The 17,982-nt window shown below is 41.4% G+C and carries 14 protein-coding genes; 5 read left to right on the plus strand and 9 right to left on the minus strand.

The window, feature by feature from the left end; all coding sequences use genetic code 11:
* Positions 1 to 55: 55 nt before the first annotated feature.
* Entirely contained in the window at positions 56 to 979 is a 924-nt protein-coding gene (locus tag SLH46_RS14170; protein ID WP_320281862.1) for a hydrogen peroxide-inducible genes activator, read from the minus strand.
* Between the two features lie 122 nt (positions 980 to 1,101).
* Between SLH46_RS14170 and ahpC the strand changes: the two genes are divergently transcribed.
* Both ahpC and ahpF read left to right on the plus strand, forming a co-directional pair.
* Positions 1,102 to 1,665: an alkyl hydroperoxide reductase subunit C gene (gene ahpC, locus SLH46_RS14175; protein WP_320281863.1), complete on the plus strand. Its 564-nt coding sequence runs from the start codon at positions 1,102 to 1,104 to the stop codon at positions 1,663 to 1,665.
* A 66-nt stretch (positions 1,666 to 1,731) separates the two neighbouring features.
* Entirely contained in the window at positions 1,732 to 3,291 is a 1,560-nt protein-coding gene (gene ahpF / locus SLH46_RS14180; protein WP_320281864.1) for an alkyl hydroperoxide reductase subunit F, read from the plus strand.
* A gap of 141 nt (positions 3,292 to 3,432) precedes the next feature.
* Here ahpF and SLH46_RS14185 read toward each other — a convergent pair whose 3' ends face one another.
* The 7 genes from SLH46_RS14185 to SLH46_RS14215 all read right to left on the minus strand — a co-directional run bounded on the left by SLH46_RS14185 (position 3,433) and on the right by SLH46_RS14215 (position 13,342).
* Complete coding sequence (locus SLH46_RS14185; protein WP_320281865.1) at positions 3,433 to 4,236, minus strand: SDR family oxidoreductase; 804 nt, start codon at positions 4,234 to 4,236, stop codon at positions 3,433 to 3,435.
* Positions 4,237 to 4,415: 179 nt separating this feature from the next.
* A complete protein-coding gene (locus tag SLH46_RS14190; protein WP_320281866.1) occupies positions 4,416 to 6,905 on the minus strand; it encodes an AsmA family protein in 2,490 nt (829 codons plus the stop codon).
* Between the two features lie 103 nt (positions 6,906 to 7,008).
* Positions 7,009 to 8,256, minus strand: coding sequence for a competence/damage-inducible protein A (locus tag SLH46_RS14195; protein ID WP_320281867.1), 1,248 nt, complete (start codon positions 8,254 to 8,256; stop codon positions 7,009 to 7,011).
* Positions 8,257 to 8,465: 209 nt separating this feature from the next.
* Positions 8,466 to 9,704: a M48 family metallopeptidase gene (locus SLH46_RS14200; RefSeq protein ID WP_320281868.1), complete on the minus strand. Its 1,239-nt coding sequence runs from the start codon at positions 9,702 to 9,704 to the stop codon at positions 8,466 to 8,468.
* Between the two features lie 96 nt (positions 9,705 to 9,800).
* Positions 9,801 to 10,532, minus strand: a complete 732-nt coding sequence (locus SLH46_RS14205; RefSeq protein WP_320281869.1) for a LytR/AlgR family response regulator transcription factor — start codon at positions 10,530 to 10,532, stop codon at positions 9,801 to 9,803.
* The gene (locus SLH46_RS14210) at positions 10,525 to 11,313 is read right to left on the minus strand and encodes a sensor histidine kinase (protein WP_320281870.1); all 789 of its coding nucleotides are present in this window, start codon (positions 11,311 to 11,313) and stop codon (positions 10,525 to 10,527) included. Before SLH46_RS14210 ends, SLH46_RS14205 begins: the two co-directional genes overlap by 8 nt.
* A gap of 781 nt (positions 11,314 to 12,094) precedes the next feature.
* Positions 12,095 to 13,342, minus strand: a complete 1,248-nt coding sequence (locus SLH46_RS14215) for an Lcl C-terminal domain-containing protein (RefSeq protein WP_320281871.1) — start codon at positions 13,340 to 13,342, stop codon at positions 12,095 to 12,097.
* Positions 13,343 to 13,506: 164 nt separating this feature from the next.
* Here SLH46_RS14215 and SLH46_RS14220 point away from each other — a divergent pair, with 164 nt between their 5' ends.
* Entirely contained in the window at positions 13,507 to 14,553 is a 1,047-nt protein-coding gene (locus tag SLH46_RS14220; RefSeq protein WP_320281872.1) for a M20 family metallo-hydrolase, read from the plus strand.
* Here the strand turns inward: SLH46_RS14220 and SLH46_RS14225 are convergent, their stop codons facing one another.
* A complete protein-coding gene (locus tag SLH46_RS14225; protein ID WP_320281873.1) occupies positions 14,554 to 15,777 on the minus strand; it encodes a transaldolase family protein in 1,224 nt (407 codons plus the stop codon).
* 143 nt (positions 15,778 to 15,920) lie between these two features.
* Here SLH46_RS14225 and mnmH point away from each other — a divergent pair, with 143 nt between their 5' ends.
* Positions 15,921 to 16,979, plus strand: coding sequence for a tRNA 2-selenouridine(34) synthase MnmH (gene mnmH, locus SLH46_RS14230; RefSeq protein ID WP_320281874.1), 1,059 nt, complete (start codon positions 15,921 to 15,923; stop codon positions 16,977 to 16,979).
* Positions 16,936 to 17,982: a selenide, water dikinase SelD gene (gene selD, locus SLH46_RS14235; RefSeq protein ID WP_320281875.1), complete on the plus strand. Its 1,047-nt coding sequence runs from the start codon at positions 16,936 to 16,938 to the stop codon at positions 17,980 to 17,982. Before mnmH ends, selD begins: the two co-directional genes overlap by 44 nt.

Below are 17,982 nucleotides of genomic sequence, written 5' to 3' on the forward strand. Positions count from 1 at the left end.
AAAAAGTCCGGGGCTGTTTTTACGTTATTTATACAGCCCCGGACTCTGAATATATTTACAATCGAATTGCAAACTTCTTCAAGCGCTCATCAATCATTTCGTCCGGAATGATGGTTTTAAATGCCTCCCCCACTTCATTTAATATCCGCTCTTTCACAAAGTTTTTGTGGATAACGATCGACACTTCGCGGATGGCAGGCGGATCATTAATTTCCCGAACATTTTTCCGCTGCTCTTCACTCAACATGGGTAAATGTAATTCCGGGATTAAAGTATATCCGCCGTTCAGATCAACAATTCTAACCAACGTATCGATACTGCCTGCCTCAAAAACCTGGTTGTATGGCATTTTAGTGGTACAGAAATTAAAAACCTGGTCGCGCAAACAATGTCCTTCTTCCAATACCCACAATTTTTCTTGTGGCATATTCGACGGGTTAAGCGGAACATCTTTTAGCGGATGATCTGCAGCGAAATAGGCATAAAACCGTTCGTAGAATAAAGGAATTTCCAGAAAATCGGGTTCTCCAAGCGGCGTTGCGGCAATAAACATATCTACCTTATCCTTTTTTAACATTCGAATTAATGTTGCAGTATTCATTTCCGAAATAGAAAGTTGTACCGAAGCACAATTTTCTCCAAACGTTTTTATAAAACGAGGTACCAGGTAGTTGGCAAGTGTTGGAATTACTCCCATGTGTAATTTACCGGTTAACGAATCCGTTTCATTCCATACCAGTTCTCCAATTTTCCAAATCTCTTTTAACGAACGCTCGGCCTGTTCAATAATTTTTTCGCCAAGCGCAGTAGGCTGTATCGGATGTTTCGACCTGTCGAAAATATCAACTTCCAGCTCGGCTTCTAACTTTTGTATCATGGTGCTTAACGTAGGCTGTGTAACCCCACATTGTTTCGATGCAGTAACAAAATGCCTGTATTTATTCACCGCCAGAATATATTCCAATTGTTGCAATGTCATGATATTGATTTTATCAATACAAATATACATTTTATCTGTTTGATTGATATAAAAGCTAGCATTATGTTTGCCACAGAAATAAGAGAGAAACTCAATTAAGTTAAATATTAAAAGAAAAAATTATGTCACAAATTGGAAAACAAGTAGTAGATTTTGAAGTACAAGCTTTCGCAAACAACGATTTCAAAACAGTAAAAAAAGAAGATGTTTTGGGTAAATGGTCGATCTTTTTCTTCTACCCTGCCGATTTCACATTCGTGTGTCCAACCGAATTGGAAGACCTGGCAAACAAGTATGAAGAATTTAAAGCTACCGGTTGCGAAATATACTCAGTTTCTACTGATACCCACTTTGTTCACAAAGCATGGCACGACACTTCAGAAACAATCAAAAAAATCAACTACCCAATGTTGGCTGACCCAACAGGCGTATTATCACGCGGTTTTGAGGTAATGATTGAAGAAGCAGGTTTAGCTGAGCGTGGAACTTTTATTGTAAACCCACAAGGCGAGATTGTAGCTTACGAAGTTGTTGCCGGAAACGTTGGAAGAAACGCAGACGAATTACTTCGTCGTTTGAAAGCACTTCAGTTTGTTGCTGAAAATCCATCGGAAGTTTGCCCTGCAAAATGGGAAGAAGGACAAAAAACATTAGAGCCAAGCATCGACCTTGTGGGTGTGATCTAAAAAAAGCTCAAAAAAACTTAAAAATCAGGAGCAGCATTTTAGCTGCTCCTCCAAAAAACCAAAGTCATGTTACAACAAGCCATAAAAGATAAATTACAAGAAGTTTTCAGCCCGTTAAAAAACGATTATACCTTTCAGGTTGCAGTTGCAGATTCTCATCCCGACAAAGACCAGTTAATTGGCTTGTTGGATGATGTAGCATCAACCTCAGAAAAAATTAATGTTACTGTTGAAGCTGGAAAAGAGCTGGAATTTACTATTCTAAAAAACAACACACCCACAAACATTGTGTTTCGTGCAATACCAAACGGACACGAATTTCCATCGTTGTTAACCGCAATTTTAAACCTCGATGGTATTGGTAAAAACCTGCCCGACGAAGCGGTTGCCAACCAAATTAAAGGATTAAAAGGTGAGATTGTGGTAAAAAGCTACATTTCATTAAGCTGTACCAATTGCCCTGAAGTAGTTCAGGCATTGAATGTTTTAACGCTGATTAATCCAAACATTCGTCACGAAATTATCGACGGTCAAATTAATAAAGAAGAAGTTGAAACGCTCGGAATTCAAGCCGTTCCAACGGTTTATGCCAATGGAGAACAATTGCATGTTGGTCGCTCTTCAATAGGTGAATTGCTGGCAAAACTGGAAGAAAAAGTTGGCTCAGAGCCAATTGAAACTGCCCCAGTTGAAAAAGAGTACGACGTAGTAGTTGTTGGTGGTGGACCTGCCGGAGTTTCTGCTGCAGTTTACTCGGCACGAAAAGGATTTTCTGTTGCATTGGTTGCCGAAAAAGTTGGCGGTCAGGTAAACGAAACTGTTTCTATTGAGAATATGATTTCGGTACCAAAAACTACGGGAGCAGCACTTTCGGCTGATTTAATGAGCCACTTAAAAGACTACCCGATTGATGTGCTTGAAAACCGTCGCGTTGAAAATGTAAGCGTCAAGGACGGCATTAAAGAAGTTCAAACTTCGTTAAAAGAAACGTTTAAAACCCCTGCCCTGATTATTGCAACCGGTGCCAGCTGGAGACGTTTGGGCGTTCCCGGCGAAAACGAATACATCGGTTCCGGAGTCGCATTCTGTACACACTGCGACGGGCCGTTCTACAAAGGCAAAAAAGTTGTTGTAGTTGGCGGAGGAAACTCAGGTTTGGAAGCGGCCATCGACCTTTCGTCAATCGCATCGGAAGTTACTGTGATTGAGTTTATGGACGAGCTGAAAGGCGACCAGGTACTGCAAGACAAACTAAAAATATTACCGAATGTAAAAATTCTGACCAGTGCGCAAACTATGGCCATCAATGGCGATGGCAACAAAGTTACCGCATTGGAATTTAAAAACAGAGAAACTGAGGAAACAGAAACAATTACCACTGATGGTGTATTTGTTCAGATCGGACTACAAGCCAACAGTAAAGTTTTCGCTGAAGTGGTTGATACCAACCGCATGGGTGAAATTGAAATTGACGCACATTGCCGGACAAAACAAGCAGGAGTTTATGCTGCCGGTGATGTTTCGGTGGTTCCATACAAACAAATTGTAATTGCAATGGGCGAAGGATCGAAAGCTGCCCTATCAGCCTTTGAAGACAAGATTAAAAATAAGCTGGTTCAGAATTAACAGTGATACATACATTTTCGTTTTTGATTTATCCCGGCATTTTGTCGGGATTTTTTTTGCTGTAGATAATTGTGAAACTGCTAAACTGTTAAATTGAAAAAGGATGCTCAATACTCGAAGCTCGTAACTCGAAGCTAGAAACTATTTCAGCGGCGAATCGGGTTCGTTTTTGAAAACAGTGTAAAGAATCTGATCGACTACCCAGGCCCAGAGTTTTGCCACCAAAACAATTACTTTTCCATCCCAGAAAGAGACGATCATTTTACGCCGGCGGTTTTTAATGGCTCGATACATTATTGACGCGCAACGCTCGGCCGACATCATTTTATTTTCGTTACGTGGTGTTTTTCCTTGCTGACTTCCGTCGGCAACCAGCGCCGTTTCCCGGATTTCGGAAGCCGTAAAACCAGGTGCCACAACCAATACATGTAAGCCGGCACGCAGGTATTCTACCCGCAAAGTATCAAGGAATCCACGTACTGCAAATTTCGAAGACGAATAACCTGTACGTCCCGGAAGCCCTATATAACCACCGGTTGAAATCACGCCAACCACCGAACCTTTTTGTTCAAGCAGATGCGGAAGTGCATATTTAGTGCAATAAACTGTACCCCAATAATTCACGTCCATCACTCTTCTTAAAACTTCGGTTTCCACATTTTCGAGTGCGGCGCGCATCGAAATTCCCGCATTATTAATAAGAATATTGATTTTTCCGAATTTCTCGACTGCCTTTTCGATCAAATGTTTGCAATCCTCTTCAATGGATACATCCGTTTGTACCGGCAGTACTTCAACATTCGAAAGTCGTTCTTTTAGCGCTTCCAAACGCTCAATTCTACGTGCAGCCAACACAAGGTTATAGCCCTCTGCTGCATACTTTACGGCCAATGCTTTTCCTATTCCTGACGAAGCTCCGGTTATTACAACTACTTTGTCTGCCATTTAATATACCAATTGATAAGTCTGTTCGGTATTCCAGTTAATTGCGCTGCAAAATACGCATTTTTCTGTTGTTAATAGTGGATTGCCAAATATTATACAACAAATTACCGCAGAATAAATAAAAATGAATTTTGAGAAATTAGTCACACAAGCTGTCATTAACCCATCAACAGAAATATCTACTTGAATAGTTTTTTAAGCCCCTCGCCCAATTTATTCAATGAATTTTTCAAATCATCTTTTGTGGCATCGGTAACAGCTTTTTGTGTAGCGCTAAGATCAAGATTTACTTTAGCATCTCCAACCGGACCTTTCAGAACAACTCCGGCCGGTAGCATGGTAATCTTTTCATTTCCGGGCAACACCGCAAGAATTTTCTGAATATCGGGACCAAACATTTCGCGCTGAACATTAAAATCCAATCGCATATCGAGCAAACTTTCAGCATTTAAACTTCCGCTAATGGTAGTTTCCTGCCCGATCACTTTTGTAGTAAACGGACGTAACAAAAGGTTACCGTCTTCAACCGTTAGGTTTGCCGTAAAATCACCGATGGTTACATTCTTAAGTTTTTCCTTTTTCAGAATTCCACTCAGCTGGTTAAATAGTGGCGAATCTTTAATCTCAACATTACTGGTAGTAAATGATCCTTTTCCGTTTGTTGATGCAGCAATTAGGCCCATTTGCGGACTTAGTTGCCCTTTCATTCCCAGACTTGTGCTTAATTTTCCGGTACTGTTGCCCGCGCCAGGAATAAGTTTTCTGAAACCCGCAACCGTGTGGTACATGGTTGGAATATCGAAACCCGCAATATCAAAACCCAGATCGAACAGCGGCTGGTTTTGCTCTGTATTTTCGTAAGCTCCGTTCAAAGTCATTTTTCCGCCCAGCATATTCATGTCGAGTCCGTCGAGAACCAACTTTTTGTTAACAGCCCTAACTTCGCCTTTAACCGCGGTAATCGGAATCCGGTTAAAAACGGCCCTGTTTATTGTTGAACGAAATGTGATATCGATATTTTCCGGCACATCAAAAGCCAGCGTTTCCAGTTCCTGCTCCTCCGCCGTTGTTTCTGAACTTTGTGCAGCCTCTTCTTCCATCACCTGCAAAAGAAGCAACTGGTTTAGGTTTACGTAGTTTGAATTCAGCTGCAGATTCCCTTTTAACACGCCGTCTTTCATCACATAATTCAGGTAGTTACTCACTTTTCCCGATAAACGGAAATCGCTTTCACCTACCTTCAGTGTAAAGTTTCCAAGGTTGATATTTTGCGGCGAAAAGTCCAGTTGCCCAGATGGAATTACGATCTGCTGAGTAAGATCGGGCGTGTCGTAAACAAAGTTGTTCAACAGCACAACACCATCCGATTTTATTTTATCGTAAGCCTCTGCCTCAACATCCGAATAACGACCTTTGGCAAACAAATTCGCATCGATAATTCCCGACATATTTACGCTATCCATTGGCAGTGCGTCTTTTAAATGATCGAGATTTATTTTGCCAACGAATGCGCCGTCAAATAAGGGATCGCTAACCGGATTCGATATTTTCAAAGTCAAATCAACCGGATTATTACGAATTTCAGCATGTGCTTTATTGATGTTTATTTTTAGCAGATCGAGATCGCCTTGTGGTTTGCCGATCAGCATTTCGGCACTGATATTTTTGATTTCCTCGGGCATTTCGGCATATTTAAAATGGCCGTTATCAACTTTAACCTGCAGATCAATTTTCGGATAATCCTCATCAATATAATAACCCGAAACTCCTCCCGAAATAGTCGCCGAACCGGTTGTTGTAATTTCTTTTAAATATTCCTCGTAATCTTTGGGCACCAGCGCCAAAAAGTTCTCAAAATCCGATGCTTTTGTTTGTAGTTGCAGATTCAGAAAAGTAGTATCGTTGGGTACGCTGAAATCGCCGCTCAATTCAAGCGGCAAACGGTTTACCATCAACTCACTTTCGACGATCGTAAAAATCATCGACTCAAAATCAACGTCAAGCAAAGTCTTCAAATCCAGTGAAGTATTCGAAACATAAGTAATTCCTTCCATTGAATAAGAAAGATCGCGAACCACTCCTCCAATGTTCAGCTGGGTAGTATTTCCAAACATTTCGCCCGAAATAACAAGGTTAATGTCTTCGAGATCTGCACGCATTTTAGCCAATTTATCGTTGTAGATCAGACGCGCGTTGTTCACCTCAATTTTTTCAAGAGCCAGTTGAAACTCCTCTTTTTCAGAAGAACTTGTATTTTCCTTTTTGGCCGAATCGGAAGCCGGCGCCACATCCCAGTTCACATTCCCTGACTCTGCAACAACCAGATTCAGCGACGGTTTTTCGAGAAGAATCTCTTCGATACTGCGATCGGAACTAAAAAGTGATGACAAATTCATTGTAGCTGCAATACGAGGCACATTCAGCAACGTATCCTGCGCAAACTCCCCTTTTCCTTTAATCATCACGTCCTGCAGATCAATCGTTACGTTTGGAAAATTTTTGAACAACGACAGTTTCAGATCGGCAAACTCTACCTCGGCATTCAATTTTTTATTGAGGGTAGTTTTTGCAGTGCTTAAAATATTTTGTTTGAAGAACACCGGAATTGCCAAAACCGCTCCAAAAAGCACTACAATTACGATGAGTATGATTATAATAATTCGCTTCATAGATTTCTGTTTACTTATTCAAAAATACATCTTTAGAACGTTTAAGAACGTTAGAAGTTGTTAAAAAGTTGGAAGATTGAAGACGGAAGCATGAAACTGAAAATCATAGCTCGCCAAGCACCATTCTTCTTAGCAATTGTAAAGCTGTCTGTCCGGAGCGAACAATGTTTCGATCGCGCTGATCGCCAACAAAGGTGTACTTCTCAACTAAGGTTTTCTCAGGCCCCGAAACGGCAATCCACACCGTACCAACCGGTTTTTCCTCGGTTCCGCCTGTTGGCCCTGCAATTCCTGTTGTTACCACAGCATAATCGGCATTCATCACCCGTTTTACTCCCTCAACCATTTCACGCGCCACCTGCTCGCTGACTGCACCGTATTTTTCCAGGTTCTCACGACTAACCCCGAGCAACTTTTGTTTCATTTCGTTGGAATACGACGTAACCGAGCCATTGTAGTAGGCCGAACTTCCGGAAACAGAAGTAATAAGGTGTGAAATATAACCGCCGGTACAACTTTCGGCGACAGCCAGTTTTTTGTTTTGATCCACCAACTCGCGGCCAATTACCTCCGCGAGGGTTTCATTATCATATCCGAAAATTGCCTCTGGTATTATTTTTTGAAGCTTTTCAATTTCCTTTTCAACGTCCACCTTTAAGACTTCAACATCGCTTCCCATTGCAGAAAGTCGCAGCCTCACCGACATTGGATTGGGTAAATAAGCCAGCTTTATATGCTTTGGCAGCGCCTCCTCCCAATCGGCAATTCGTTCGGCCAGCATCGACTCCGGAACTCCCTGTGTTAATACCGTTTTATGGAAGATCGCTTTTGTTCGTCCGGTTTCGCGTAATCGTGGTAAAAGTTCGAACTCGACCAGGTATTTCATTTCAAAAGGCACACCCGGCATCGACACGAAAATAGTGTCGTTTTTTTCGAACCACATTCCCGGAGCGGTTCCCATTTTATTGTACAAAATGGTGCACGACTCAGGCAACATCGCCTGATCGCGATTCATCTTGTTCATGTCAATTCCACGGTGCTTAAAACGCTCGTAAATAGTTTTTAATGTGGGCGCGTGAAAAACAAGTTTTGTGTTAAAATACTCGCAAAGTGTGTGTTTGGTAATGTCGTCTTTTGTTGGTCCTAATCCACCGGTAATTACCACCAAATCGGTATGTTCCTCTGCGTTCTTTATGGCACGCATAATATGATCGTGATCATCGTGAACCGAAGTAATCTGGTAAATTTCAATACCATTGAGGTTGAATTGCTCGCCCATCCAGGCCGAGTTAGTATCAACAATTTGTCCGATCAGTATTTCATCGCCGATGGTAATTATTTCTGCTTTCATTTTTCAATTTATAGGTGCACCGTCGAAAAATTGCGTGCTGTTTTCTGGTACGCAAAGTTAACAATAATAAGACTTGATATTTCCCGCAATAGCGCAATCGTATTCCTTCACTTCCTAAGCATGATTTTCACAAAGGAAAAGCATGGAGTTGACGACTTCGCAATTCAACAGTTCAACAACTTTAAACTGTAAAGTCACGACTGCCCTTTCTATTTCTCAAACGTTTTTAAAAACGCTAAACGCTGCAATAAGGTTGGGTGCGAGTAATGAAAGAACACAAAGGTTTTATGGGGAGTTAAATTACTCAGGTTATTGATCGACAGCTTTTTTAAAGCCGATCCAAGCGCTTCCGGTTTATAGTTTTCGGCAGCAAAACGGTCGGCCTGGTATTCGTTTTTCCGCGAAAGAACATTCATAAAAATGCCGGTAAAAAATGAAATAGGCGAATATAACACACCAAAAGCAACCATCCCGATATGAAAGTTGGGTTCAGCAACTCCCAATGCCGCACTTAAAACCGGACTGTTGATCAGCAATCCAAAAACAAACAAAACGATAGCCGTTTGGACCAAACCGATCAATAGTCCCTGCACCACGTGTTTCTTTTTGTTGTGGCCAATTTCGTGAGCTAAAACAGCTACCAGCTCTTCGGTATTCAGGTCGTTTATCAAGGTATCGTAAAGTACTATTCGTTTTTTAGCTCCCAAACCGGTAAAATATGCATTGGCTTTTGTCGAGCGTTTCGATCCGTCGATCACAAAAATGTTATCCAGCTTAAAACCCACTTTCTGTGCAAAAGCGCTGATGGCATCGCGTAATTCGCCCTCTTCCAGCGGCGTTTGTTTATTAAACAACGGCACAATCAGATTGGAGTAAAACATAGCCATAAAAATGGAAAAAGCTGAAACAACGATCCAGGCATAAATCCAAAACATACTTCCGGTGAGTTGGTAAATAAAAATAACCAATGCCAGCAAACCGCCACCGATTAGTGCACTTACCAGCCATCCTTTCACTTTGTCGAAAACAAATGTTTTTGGAGTGGTTTTATTAAAACCGTATTTCTCCTCTATTTTAAAGGTGTCGTAAATTTCAAAAGGTGTATTTATGATATCGGACGCAAACATGATGATTCCGAAAAATATAAGCGCTGCAAGAATCGCATTTCCGGAAATACTCCATGCCCAGCCATCGACTAGTGCAAAGCCGTAAAACAGAAACATGGCTAAAGTTATGACCATGCTAAAACTGCTGGTTAATATTCCGAAGCGATGATTTTCGCGCTGGTAAGCCTGTTGTTTTTTGTATTTCTCTTCGTCGTAAATTCCCTTCACTTCTTCGGGAATGGTGTCGCTCATGGTCGTGGTATTCAGGTACGACAGGTATTTTTCGAAAATAAAATCAACAACAAGAATTCCGATAATAATCCAGAAAAGTATTTCATGCATAGCTTTGTCTATTTTGAGGCACAAATATAAGCGAAGTAATTTTAGTGTTCAACTGTTTGGTTTGCGCTACTCAAAAGCCATTAAACAAATAGGTAATTATCCCATAAAACTCTGATCTAAAAACTCCTGGAATTTTTCCTTGTAGTTATCCGAAACAGGAATAATTGTTTTATCGTCAAAAATAATCCGGTAACGCTCAACGATACGTACCCGCTCAAGGTTTACAATGTAAGAGCGATGAATCCGCATAAATTTTGCTGGCGACAACTTTTCTTCGAGCGCTTTCATACTCATAAGCGTCATAACAGGTTTTTGATCAACCTGATGAATCCGGACATATTCCCTCATACCTTCAATAAATTGTATATCATCCAGGTTGATGCGTATCAGTTTATATTCCGATTTGATAAACAAATAATCGTCGTTACTGTCGAACTGCTCATCGTTCTTTTTTACGCCATTTAACAATTCAAACTGGGTTAGTGCTTTTTGGGCTGCTCCGGAAAATTCGGCAAAGGAAAACGGCTTTAACAAATAATCAATGGCATTAACCTTAAATCCTTCAACGGCATATTCGCTGTAGGCGGTGGTGAATATTAAAAGTGGTTTTTGGCTTAAGGTTTTTACAAAATCCAAACCGTTAAGATCGGGCATATTTACATCAACAAACATCAGGTCAATCGTTTCCTCATCAAGCAAATCATAAGCTTTAACAGCACTTGTAAACTGCCCTGCCAATTCAAGAAACGGGACATCATTGATGTAGGCCGCTAATTGTTTTAAAGCGAGGGGTTCATCGTCGATTGCTATACACTTTAATTTATTCATTTACGGGTAGTTTTATGCTGATCTCAAATAATGTATCGGTTTCGTTTTTTATCAAACTGTAGTTGGTTCCGTAAATAAGGTCTAATCGTTTTTTCAGATTTTCAAGACCAATTCCGCTATACTCCTTTTTAAGGTTTGTATTGCCGTTTTTAGTGTTGCTAATTCTGAATATTAAAAACAAGTCTTCGGTTTCAACTGCAATTTTTACAAACGAATCTTTCTGATAACTCACTCCATGTTTAAACGCATTCTCCAAAAGCGAGGTAAAAAGCATTGGAGGAATTTTTACGCTGGGGATATTCTCAGGAAAAGACAACTCAATTTTTACCTCTTCGGTATAACGTAGTTTCATCAAATCGACATAACTTTTGATGAACTCGATTTCCTTTTTTAACGATGTTTTTTCTTCATCGGATTCGTAAAGCAAATAGCGCATTAGTTTCGAAAGCCGGATTACAGAGTCTTTTGCATCGCCGGAATTGACATCAATTAAAGCATGAATATTATTCAGCGTATTCATAAAAAAATGCGGGCTCAATTGGTTTCTTAAGAATGCCAATTCAGTTTCCAGTTTTTCCTTTTGAAGATCTTTTAACTTCTGTTCCTCAAATTGTTTGGTAATAGCCAGTTTTATTGCCAGATTAAATCCAACCACCAAGGTGCAAATTAGCAGATCATCAAGAATCCTTAAGTCCTTGGGAGGCATCATTCTTGCTGAGTACAGTCCTCCGGAAGGTGGCGGCATTCCCGGAAGCATTTCCGGATTGCTGCGAGGTCTCATTGTTTCGGGAGAAACCACAAGATCGTGAAGTATATGTCCGAAAGTTGAGTTCAGGTATGCAACTAATACAATGGTTCCGATCGTTATTGCGAAGTAGTACCAATGTTTTTTTCTTCTGAAAAAATATGGAAAGAGAAGATAATTATGGATCAGAAAAATGAGTAGAAAAGGGATTACACGAAACCATTCGAGCCATACCCTTTGCCAAAGGATTGATTGGCCCCCGGAAAACACTATTGGCATCAAAAAAACAACCACCCAAACGATGATGTTAACCAATAATTCAACACTTCTTAATTTTGTAATTTTTAACACCACTATTAACAAATTCAATAAATATAGTAATCAATCGTAAAAGAGCAAGGAGGACGGGGTGTCCTCCTTTGAACTCTTTTGGGTTGTAACTAGAAAAGGGTACGGTCATCCCTCATTTTTACCTTTTGTTTTTATACGATTTGAATGTGTACTACAAACCAAGCAATAACTGAAGAGCTGCGCAATCCGAATCAACAAACCGGGTGATTCTATCAACGAATCGGCTGCAACAACATTTGAGTGTTTAATTTCTTTCATCAACCTTTTCTCCGGTTAACTTTTTCATGGGCTATAACCAATGAAACGAGCATAAAAAAGTCTTCACATATAAGCGAATGATTATAACCATGCGAGTTCCATCTGTTGCAAAAAATAAACAGTTATAAACAGATGAAAAAAGGGAAGATAAACCCCTATCTCCCCTTTAGAAACCACTTGGTTAAGATTCACCAGTGTGTGTTCAGACCTATTTTATGTTTCTTACCAGTCTCACATAATTGTAGATTCGTATTGCATCTCCCTGCGGTCCACGTCCATTGGCATATTCCTCCGGATTTCCAACTTTTGGATCGCTGCGTTGCGAACCTGCTCCGTGAATATCAATCCATCCCCACATATTTCCCAGGCTGCGACCAAATGCCACATAAGCTGCAGCACTGCCACTCAGCTGACTGGCATGTGTTGTACTGCTCCAGTACCATGGAAAATCATCCTGTCCGGCTTCGTTAACAATTTCGGAGCAGCTAAACATTGGATTTATTGCTGCTGATCCCGTGGCTGCAGGCGAACGTTCGTAGTCCACAATACTTTGTAATTCTTTGGCATCGGGTAAGCGCCAGTCGGAATAACCGGCAAAGTCCGTCCCTTCGGCATAAGTCAGTGCATCCTGCCAAAGTATTCCCTCTCCGTTATCGTTTTGTTGCCACATCAATCCGGTTGCCAAATCAGAAATTGTTCCATCTCCATTGTCTTGAAACTGATTCTTGCCATACGAAGTATTTCCACGCACCAAAAGGTAGTTGAAAGCTTTTTTATCACCTCCCGGAAATTCAGTTCCATAAGCTTTAATACGGCCATCGGCAAAATTTACTCCGAACAGCATGTAGTTCACCTCATCACTATCATAAACCGTTGTTGTTGCACACTGCATATCAATAAGGCGCTCTCCTGCATTAAGGTCGCCGTAATCGAAGGCAAAGGTTGCGTTATCGATAAACGGAACCAAATTTCCCGTTGAGGTGCTTTGGGGACTAATATCTCTTCCACTAAAAAGAATGAGGGAATACATCTCTTTTATTGAAGGCAAACGCCAATCGTCATAGCCCGCAAAAGAAGCACCTTCATCAACAAGATCAAGAATCTCTTCGTAGGTAAGTTTGTCGCTGTAATCTATCGATCCGTCTTTGTTATGATCGAACGACTGCTGCCACATTAACCCGGTAATATTGTCCGTTACTGTTCCATCGCCGTTGTCGGTATACGCTGGCGAATTCCCCGGATAATTGGAATTCTGCCCGTAAAAAAGCTCGCCCGGCCCGGGTTTATCAATGGTTGAAAAATTATCGAAAGAGGTAGATTGATTGGTCCCAACAATGGGGTAGCCTGATATATCAGGCAATTGATTTAACTGTGCAACAACTTCCGGTTCGTTTTCCTGGCAAGCGCCCAAAAACGAAACGGACAGCATAATTGCAATAATAATTCTCGTTTTCATTGTGTTCTGTTTTAATTGCTTACAACAAAGAAAAGCAGATGCAAAGTCGAATAAAAAAATATTCAACGAACCGGTAAATTCTCTCAACGTTTCAGTAAATCAATGAAATCATATTTGCGATATGATAATTTTTACCACTTTTGCATCGTTGCAACAGATAAACTATGGAAAAATACATCGAGCTGTTAAAAACACTGATTGCCACGCAGTCGTTTAGTAAAGAGGAGGAAAATGCTGCCGCGGTTATGCGTGCTTTTCTTGAAAAAGAAGGGATTGCGTTTAATACAAAGGAGAACAACACCTGGGCTTACAATAAATACTATTCGGAAGAAAAGCCTACAATTTTACTCGACTCGCATATCGATACAGTTCGTCCGGCAAAAGGCTACACCAAAGATCCGTTTGCACCCATCGAAGAGGGAGATAAACTCTTCGGATTGGGAAGTAACGATGCCGGCGGTCCGCTTGTTTCGCTTTTGGCAACGTTTGTGCATTTTTACGAACGCGAAGATTTACCTTACAACCTGGTTTATGCTGCAACTGCCGAAGAAGAAATTTCAGGCCGACGTGGAATGGAAATCGTTATCCCGGAGGTTTCTCCGATTACATTTGCCATAATTGGCGAGCCCACCAAAATGGAGCTGGCCATTGCCGAGAAAGGTTTATTGGTGTTGGATTGTTATACCCATGGAAAATCGGGACATGCCGCACGCGAAGAAGGAGAAAACGCCTTATACAAAGCAATGGACGACATTGACAAGCTTCGCAATTTCGAATTCGATAAAGTTTCAGAAGTGCTCGGAAAAGTTAAACTTTCGGTTACCCAGATTGAGGCCGGGACACAACACAACGTTGTTCCGGATGTTTGCCATTTTGTGGTTGATGTGCGCACCAACGAACATTACACCAACAAAGAGGCCGCTGAAATTATCAGCCAACACATCGAATCGGAAGTAAAACCACGTTCTGTTCGTTTAAACTCATCGGGTATTTCGGCGCATCACCCTTTTGCATTGTTGGTGAAACAAAAAGGCATTAATATTTACGGTTCGCCAACCACTTCGGATCAGGCGATTATTCCATTCTTATCAGTAAAAATGGGACCTGGCGATTCGGCGCGTTCGCACACTGCGGATGAGTACATTCACAAAAGCGAAATTATTGCCGGGATTGAACGTTATATTGAATTGCTGGAAGAACTAAAACTATAATTAGCCGCCAATTATTCTTCTGATACGGTCGTCCAAAGCAGCCTGATCGGCAGTAAAACTTGCCAGTCCAGCCAGGTTTAATAGTGTATCAATTGCCAGTTCTCCACTTGCAATTCGATCGGCCCAACGCTGATGATTCGGTATTTTACCATCGTCGGCAATAAATTTATAGTCCTTTTCGCTGAGGTATGGAAACAAATCGCCGCAACCCGCCTCGTGTACCCGGTCGATCAACTCATTTTCATTTTTTGGAAGATTGGCATCCAGACTTTTGGCCAGTTCCAGTTCTTTTTCGCTCACCTCCCACAATTTTTCAGGAAAATACCTGGCAGCATCGTCGGTTAAATCAACCGGGTAAACCTCGTTCAATTTCGATTGAAAGTTACCATCCATATTTGTTTTTCCTTCGGCAGCAACCTTTGTTGGCATGGTATACACATCGGTACCGGCCAAAGAATCCAACTGTGAATAATGACGTAAACTGGCTGCGATTAATTTGGTTGGTGTTTCATTGTTTTTGGTTAATTCAGTAACAATATGCTCTGTTGAGATAACTGTCCGCTCGCCGGCGCCACTGCCACTTCCCAATTCATTATCTTTTATGTACGCTCCTATTCTACCAAGAAATACATTGCAATAATTGGGTTTGGTTATAGCTGCCACCATTGCATTTTGCCGGGCCGAAAACTCAAGCGTAAAATTGATCTTCACGCCAAGTTCACGAAGTTTTCGAGCGCCCAATAAACCGGTTGCGGTGTACGGAACCTTTACTATAAACTGATCGGGGCAAATGGAAAAATAGCGCAATCCATAATCAACAATCGCATCAAAATCGTACGCTGTGTTGGTGTGGAGTTCAACACTGACAAAGCCTCCAAACTTTTTAGCCAGCCGGATACCGTGTCGGGCATTCAGAATAAACGCGATCTCAACAATTTGTTCTTCTATCGGCAGGTCTTTTACGATTTCAACGGCCTGCTCAACAAAATCGTCGTAAATTCCTTTCTGAATTTCGTTGTTTACGAGTGTGTTGTTGGTGGTTAAAGCGGTCATTTCGGCCGACCAGTTTTTTTCGGCTTCCTCCATGTCGCCGGTGTCGAGCCAAAGTTCGGTGCCCGTATTTTTTAATCCCTGCCAGAAGGAATCGGAAACGGCAACCACCTTTGATTCATTTACATCTTGTAAAACAAATTGTTTGATCTTCTCTTTTAACGTTTCATTCATAATGGTTTAGCTTTGTAATTATACCATCATTACGTTAATTTAACTTTTGGGTTATACCCGCCAAATCAATACTTACTAACTACTTTTTAACATTATACACATTCTATTCCCGAAATATTGCCCGAATCAATAACTTTGTCCCCATGTTACAGGAAATCAGTGTTTCAGATTATATACAATTAGCCACTAAAGTTCCGCTTGTTGATGTTCGCTCGCCGGGCGAGTACGAAAAAGGACACATACCGGGCGCATTTAGCATTCCCTTGTTCTCGAATGATGAACGAGCAGCAGTGGGAACCGTGTATGTTCAGCAATCAAAAGAGGAAGCCATTGAGTTGGGTTACAAATACGTTACGCCAAAGCTGGAATGGTTCATTTCAGAATCGCGTAAACTGGCTCCCGATGGTGTTATTGCAGTGCATTGCTGGCGCGGAGGAATGCGCTCGCGGTCGTTTGCCCAACACCTTTCCGACAACGGTTTTTCAAAAGTTTATGTGATTACCGGTGGCTACAAAGCTTTTAGAAATTATGCCCTGGAATCGTTTAAAACCGAAGCCAAAATTTGTATTCTGGGAGGTTATACCGGCAGTGGGAAAACACATATTTTATATGCGTTAAAAGAGCTGGGCGAACAAATTATCGATTTGGAAGGACTGGCCAATCACAAAGGTTCGGCTTTCGGACGAATCGGAGACGGTAAACAGCCTACCATCGAGCAGTTTGAAAATGACCTGTTTTGGGAATGGAAAGATCTGGATTACGGCAGAACCATTTGGATTGAAGACGAAAGTCATCGTATTGGTTTGGTAAATATCCCCATGAACTTTTTTGAGAATATGCGCAGTCAACCGGTTATTTTCCTTGATATTGCTCTGGAAGAAAGAGCAGAATTTTTAGTTCGTGATTATTCGGCTGCAGATAAAGCCATGCTGAAAGATTCCATTCTTCGCATAAAAAAACGATTGGGAGGATTAAATACCCAAAAGGCACTGGAACACCTCGAAAGAAATGAACTTTACGAAGTAGCAATGATCTGCCTGATTTATTACGACAAATATTACCTGAGAGGCTTACGCAACCGAGATCATCAGGAGGTTTTCACCCTAATGTGGGACTCCATTTCTCCCAAAGTAATTAGTAAATCAATTGTTGAATTTTATGAATCCATCAGAAATAAAAAATATAAAGCTCACCCAGTATAGCCACGGAGCCGGTTGTGGCTGCAAGATTTCTCCTAAAGTTTTAAGTACTATTCTTGAGACTAAACTCGACATGGGAATTCAACCCAATTTGTTGGTTGGCAACGATAGCCGCGACGATGCAGCCGTATTGGATTTGGGCAACGGCACTGCCATAATCAGCACCACCGACTTTTTTATGCCCATTGTTGACGATCCGTTTACTTTTGGACGGATTGCCGCCACCAACGCCATTAGCGATGTTTTTGCCATGGGCGGAAAACCAATTTTGGCCATTGCCATTTTGGGCTGGCCAATAAATAAACTGGCGCCTGAAATTGCCCGCGAAGTCGTTGAAGGCGGCCGTCAGGTTTGTAAAGAAGTGGGAATAAGTTTGGCCGGCGGACACAGTATCGACAGTCCTGAGCCGATTTTTGGCTTGGCAGTTACCGGACAGGTTGATTTAAAAAACATAAAACAAAACGACACCGCTACCAAAGGTTGTCAACTGTTATTAACCAAACCACTGGGAGTTGGCATTTTAACCACAGCTCAGAAAAAAGGTGTTCTGGCAAGTGAGCACGAACAAACAGCACCCGAATTGATGTGCCAGTTAAATACTCCCGGTTTTGAACTGGCTAAAATAGAAGGCTTAAAAGCCATGACCGATGTAACAGGTTTTGGATTATTAGGGCACCTCACCGAAATGTGCGAAGGCAGCAAGCTTTCGGCACACATTGAACACGATAAAATTCCAACACTGCCAATGCTTCAACCTTATCTGGAACAAAATTGTATTCCGGGCGGTACCCTGCGCAACTGGGACAGTTACGGTCATCATGTTTCGATGAAAAAAGACAGCTACAAAAACATTTTATGCGATCCGCAAACCAGTGGAGGTTTATTACTGGCTGTTGAACCGGAAGCACTTTCGAAAGTGGAAGCTTGTCTTGCGAAGTTCAACATTCAGGCAACGCCATTCGGGCAACTGATTGAAAAAGAAGAACAATTAATTACGGTAGTTTAA

This window comes from Draconibacterium sp. IB214405, from assembly GCF_033963885.1.
Classification (GTDB): domain Bacteria; phylum Bacteroidota; class Bacteroidia; order Bacteroidales; family Prolixibacteraceae; genus Draconibacterium.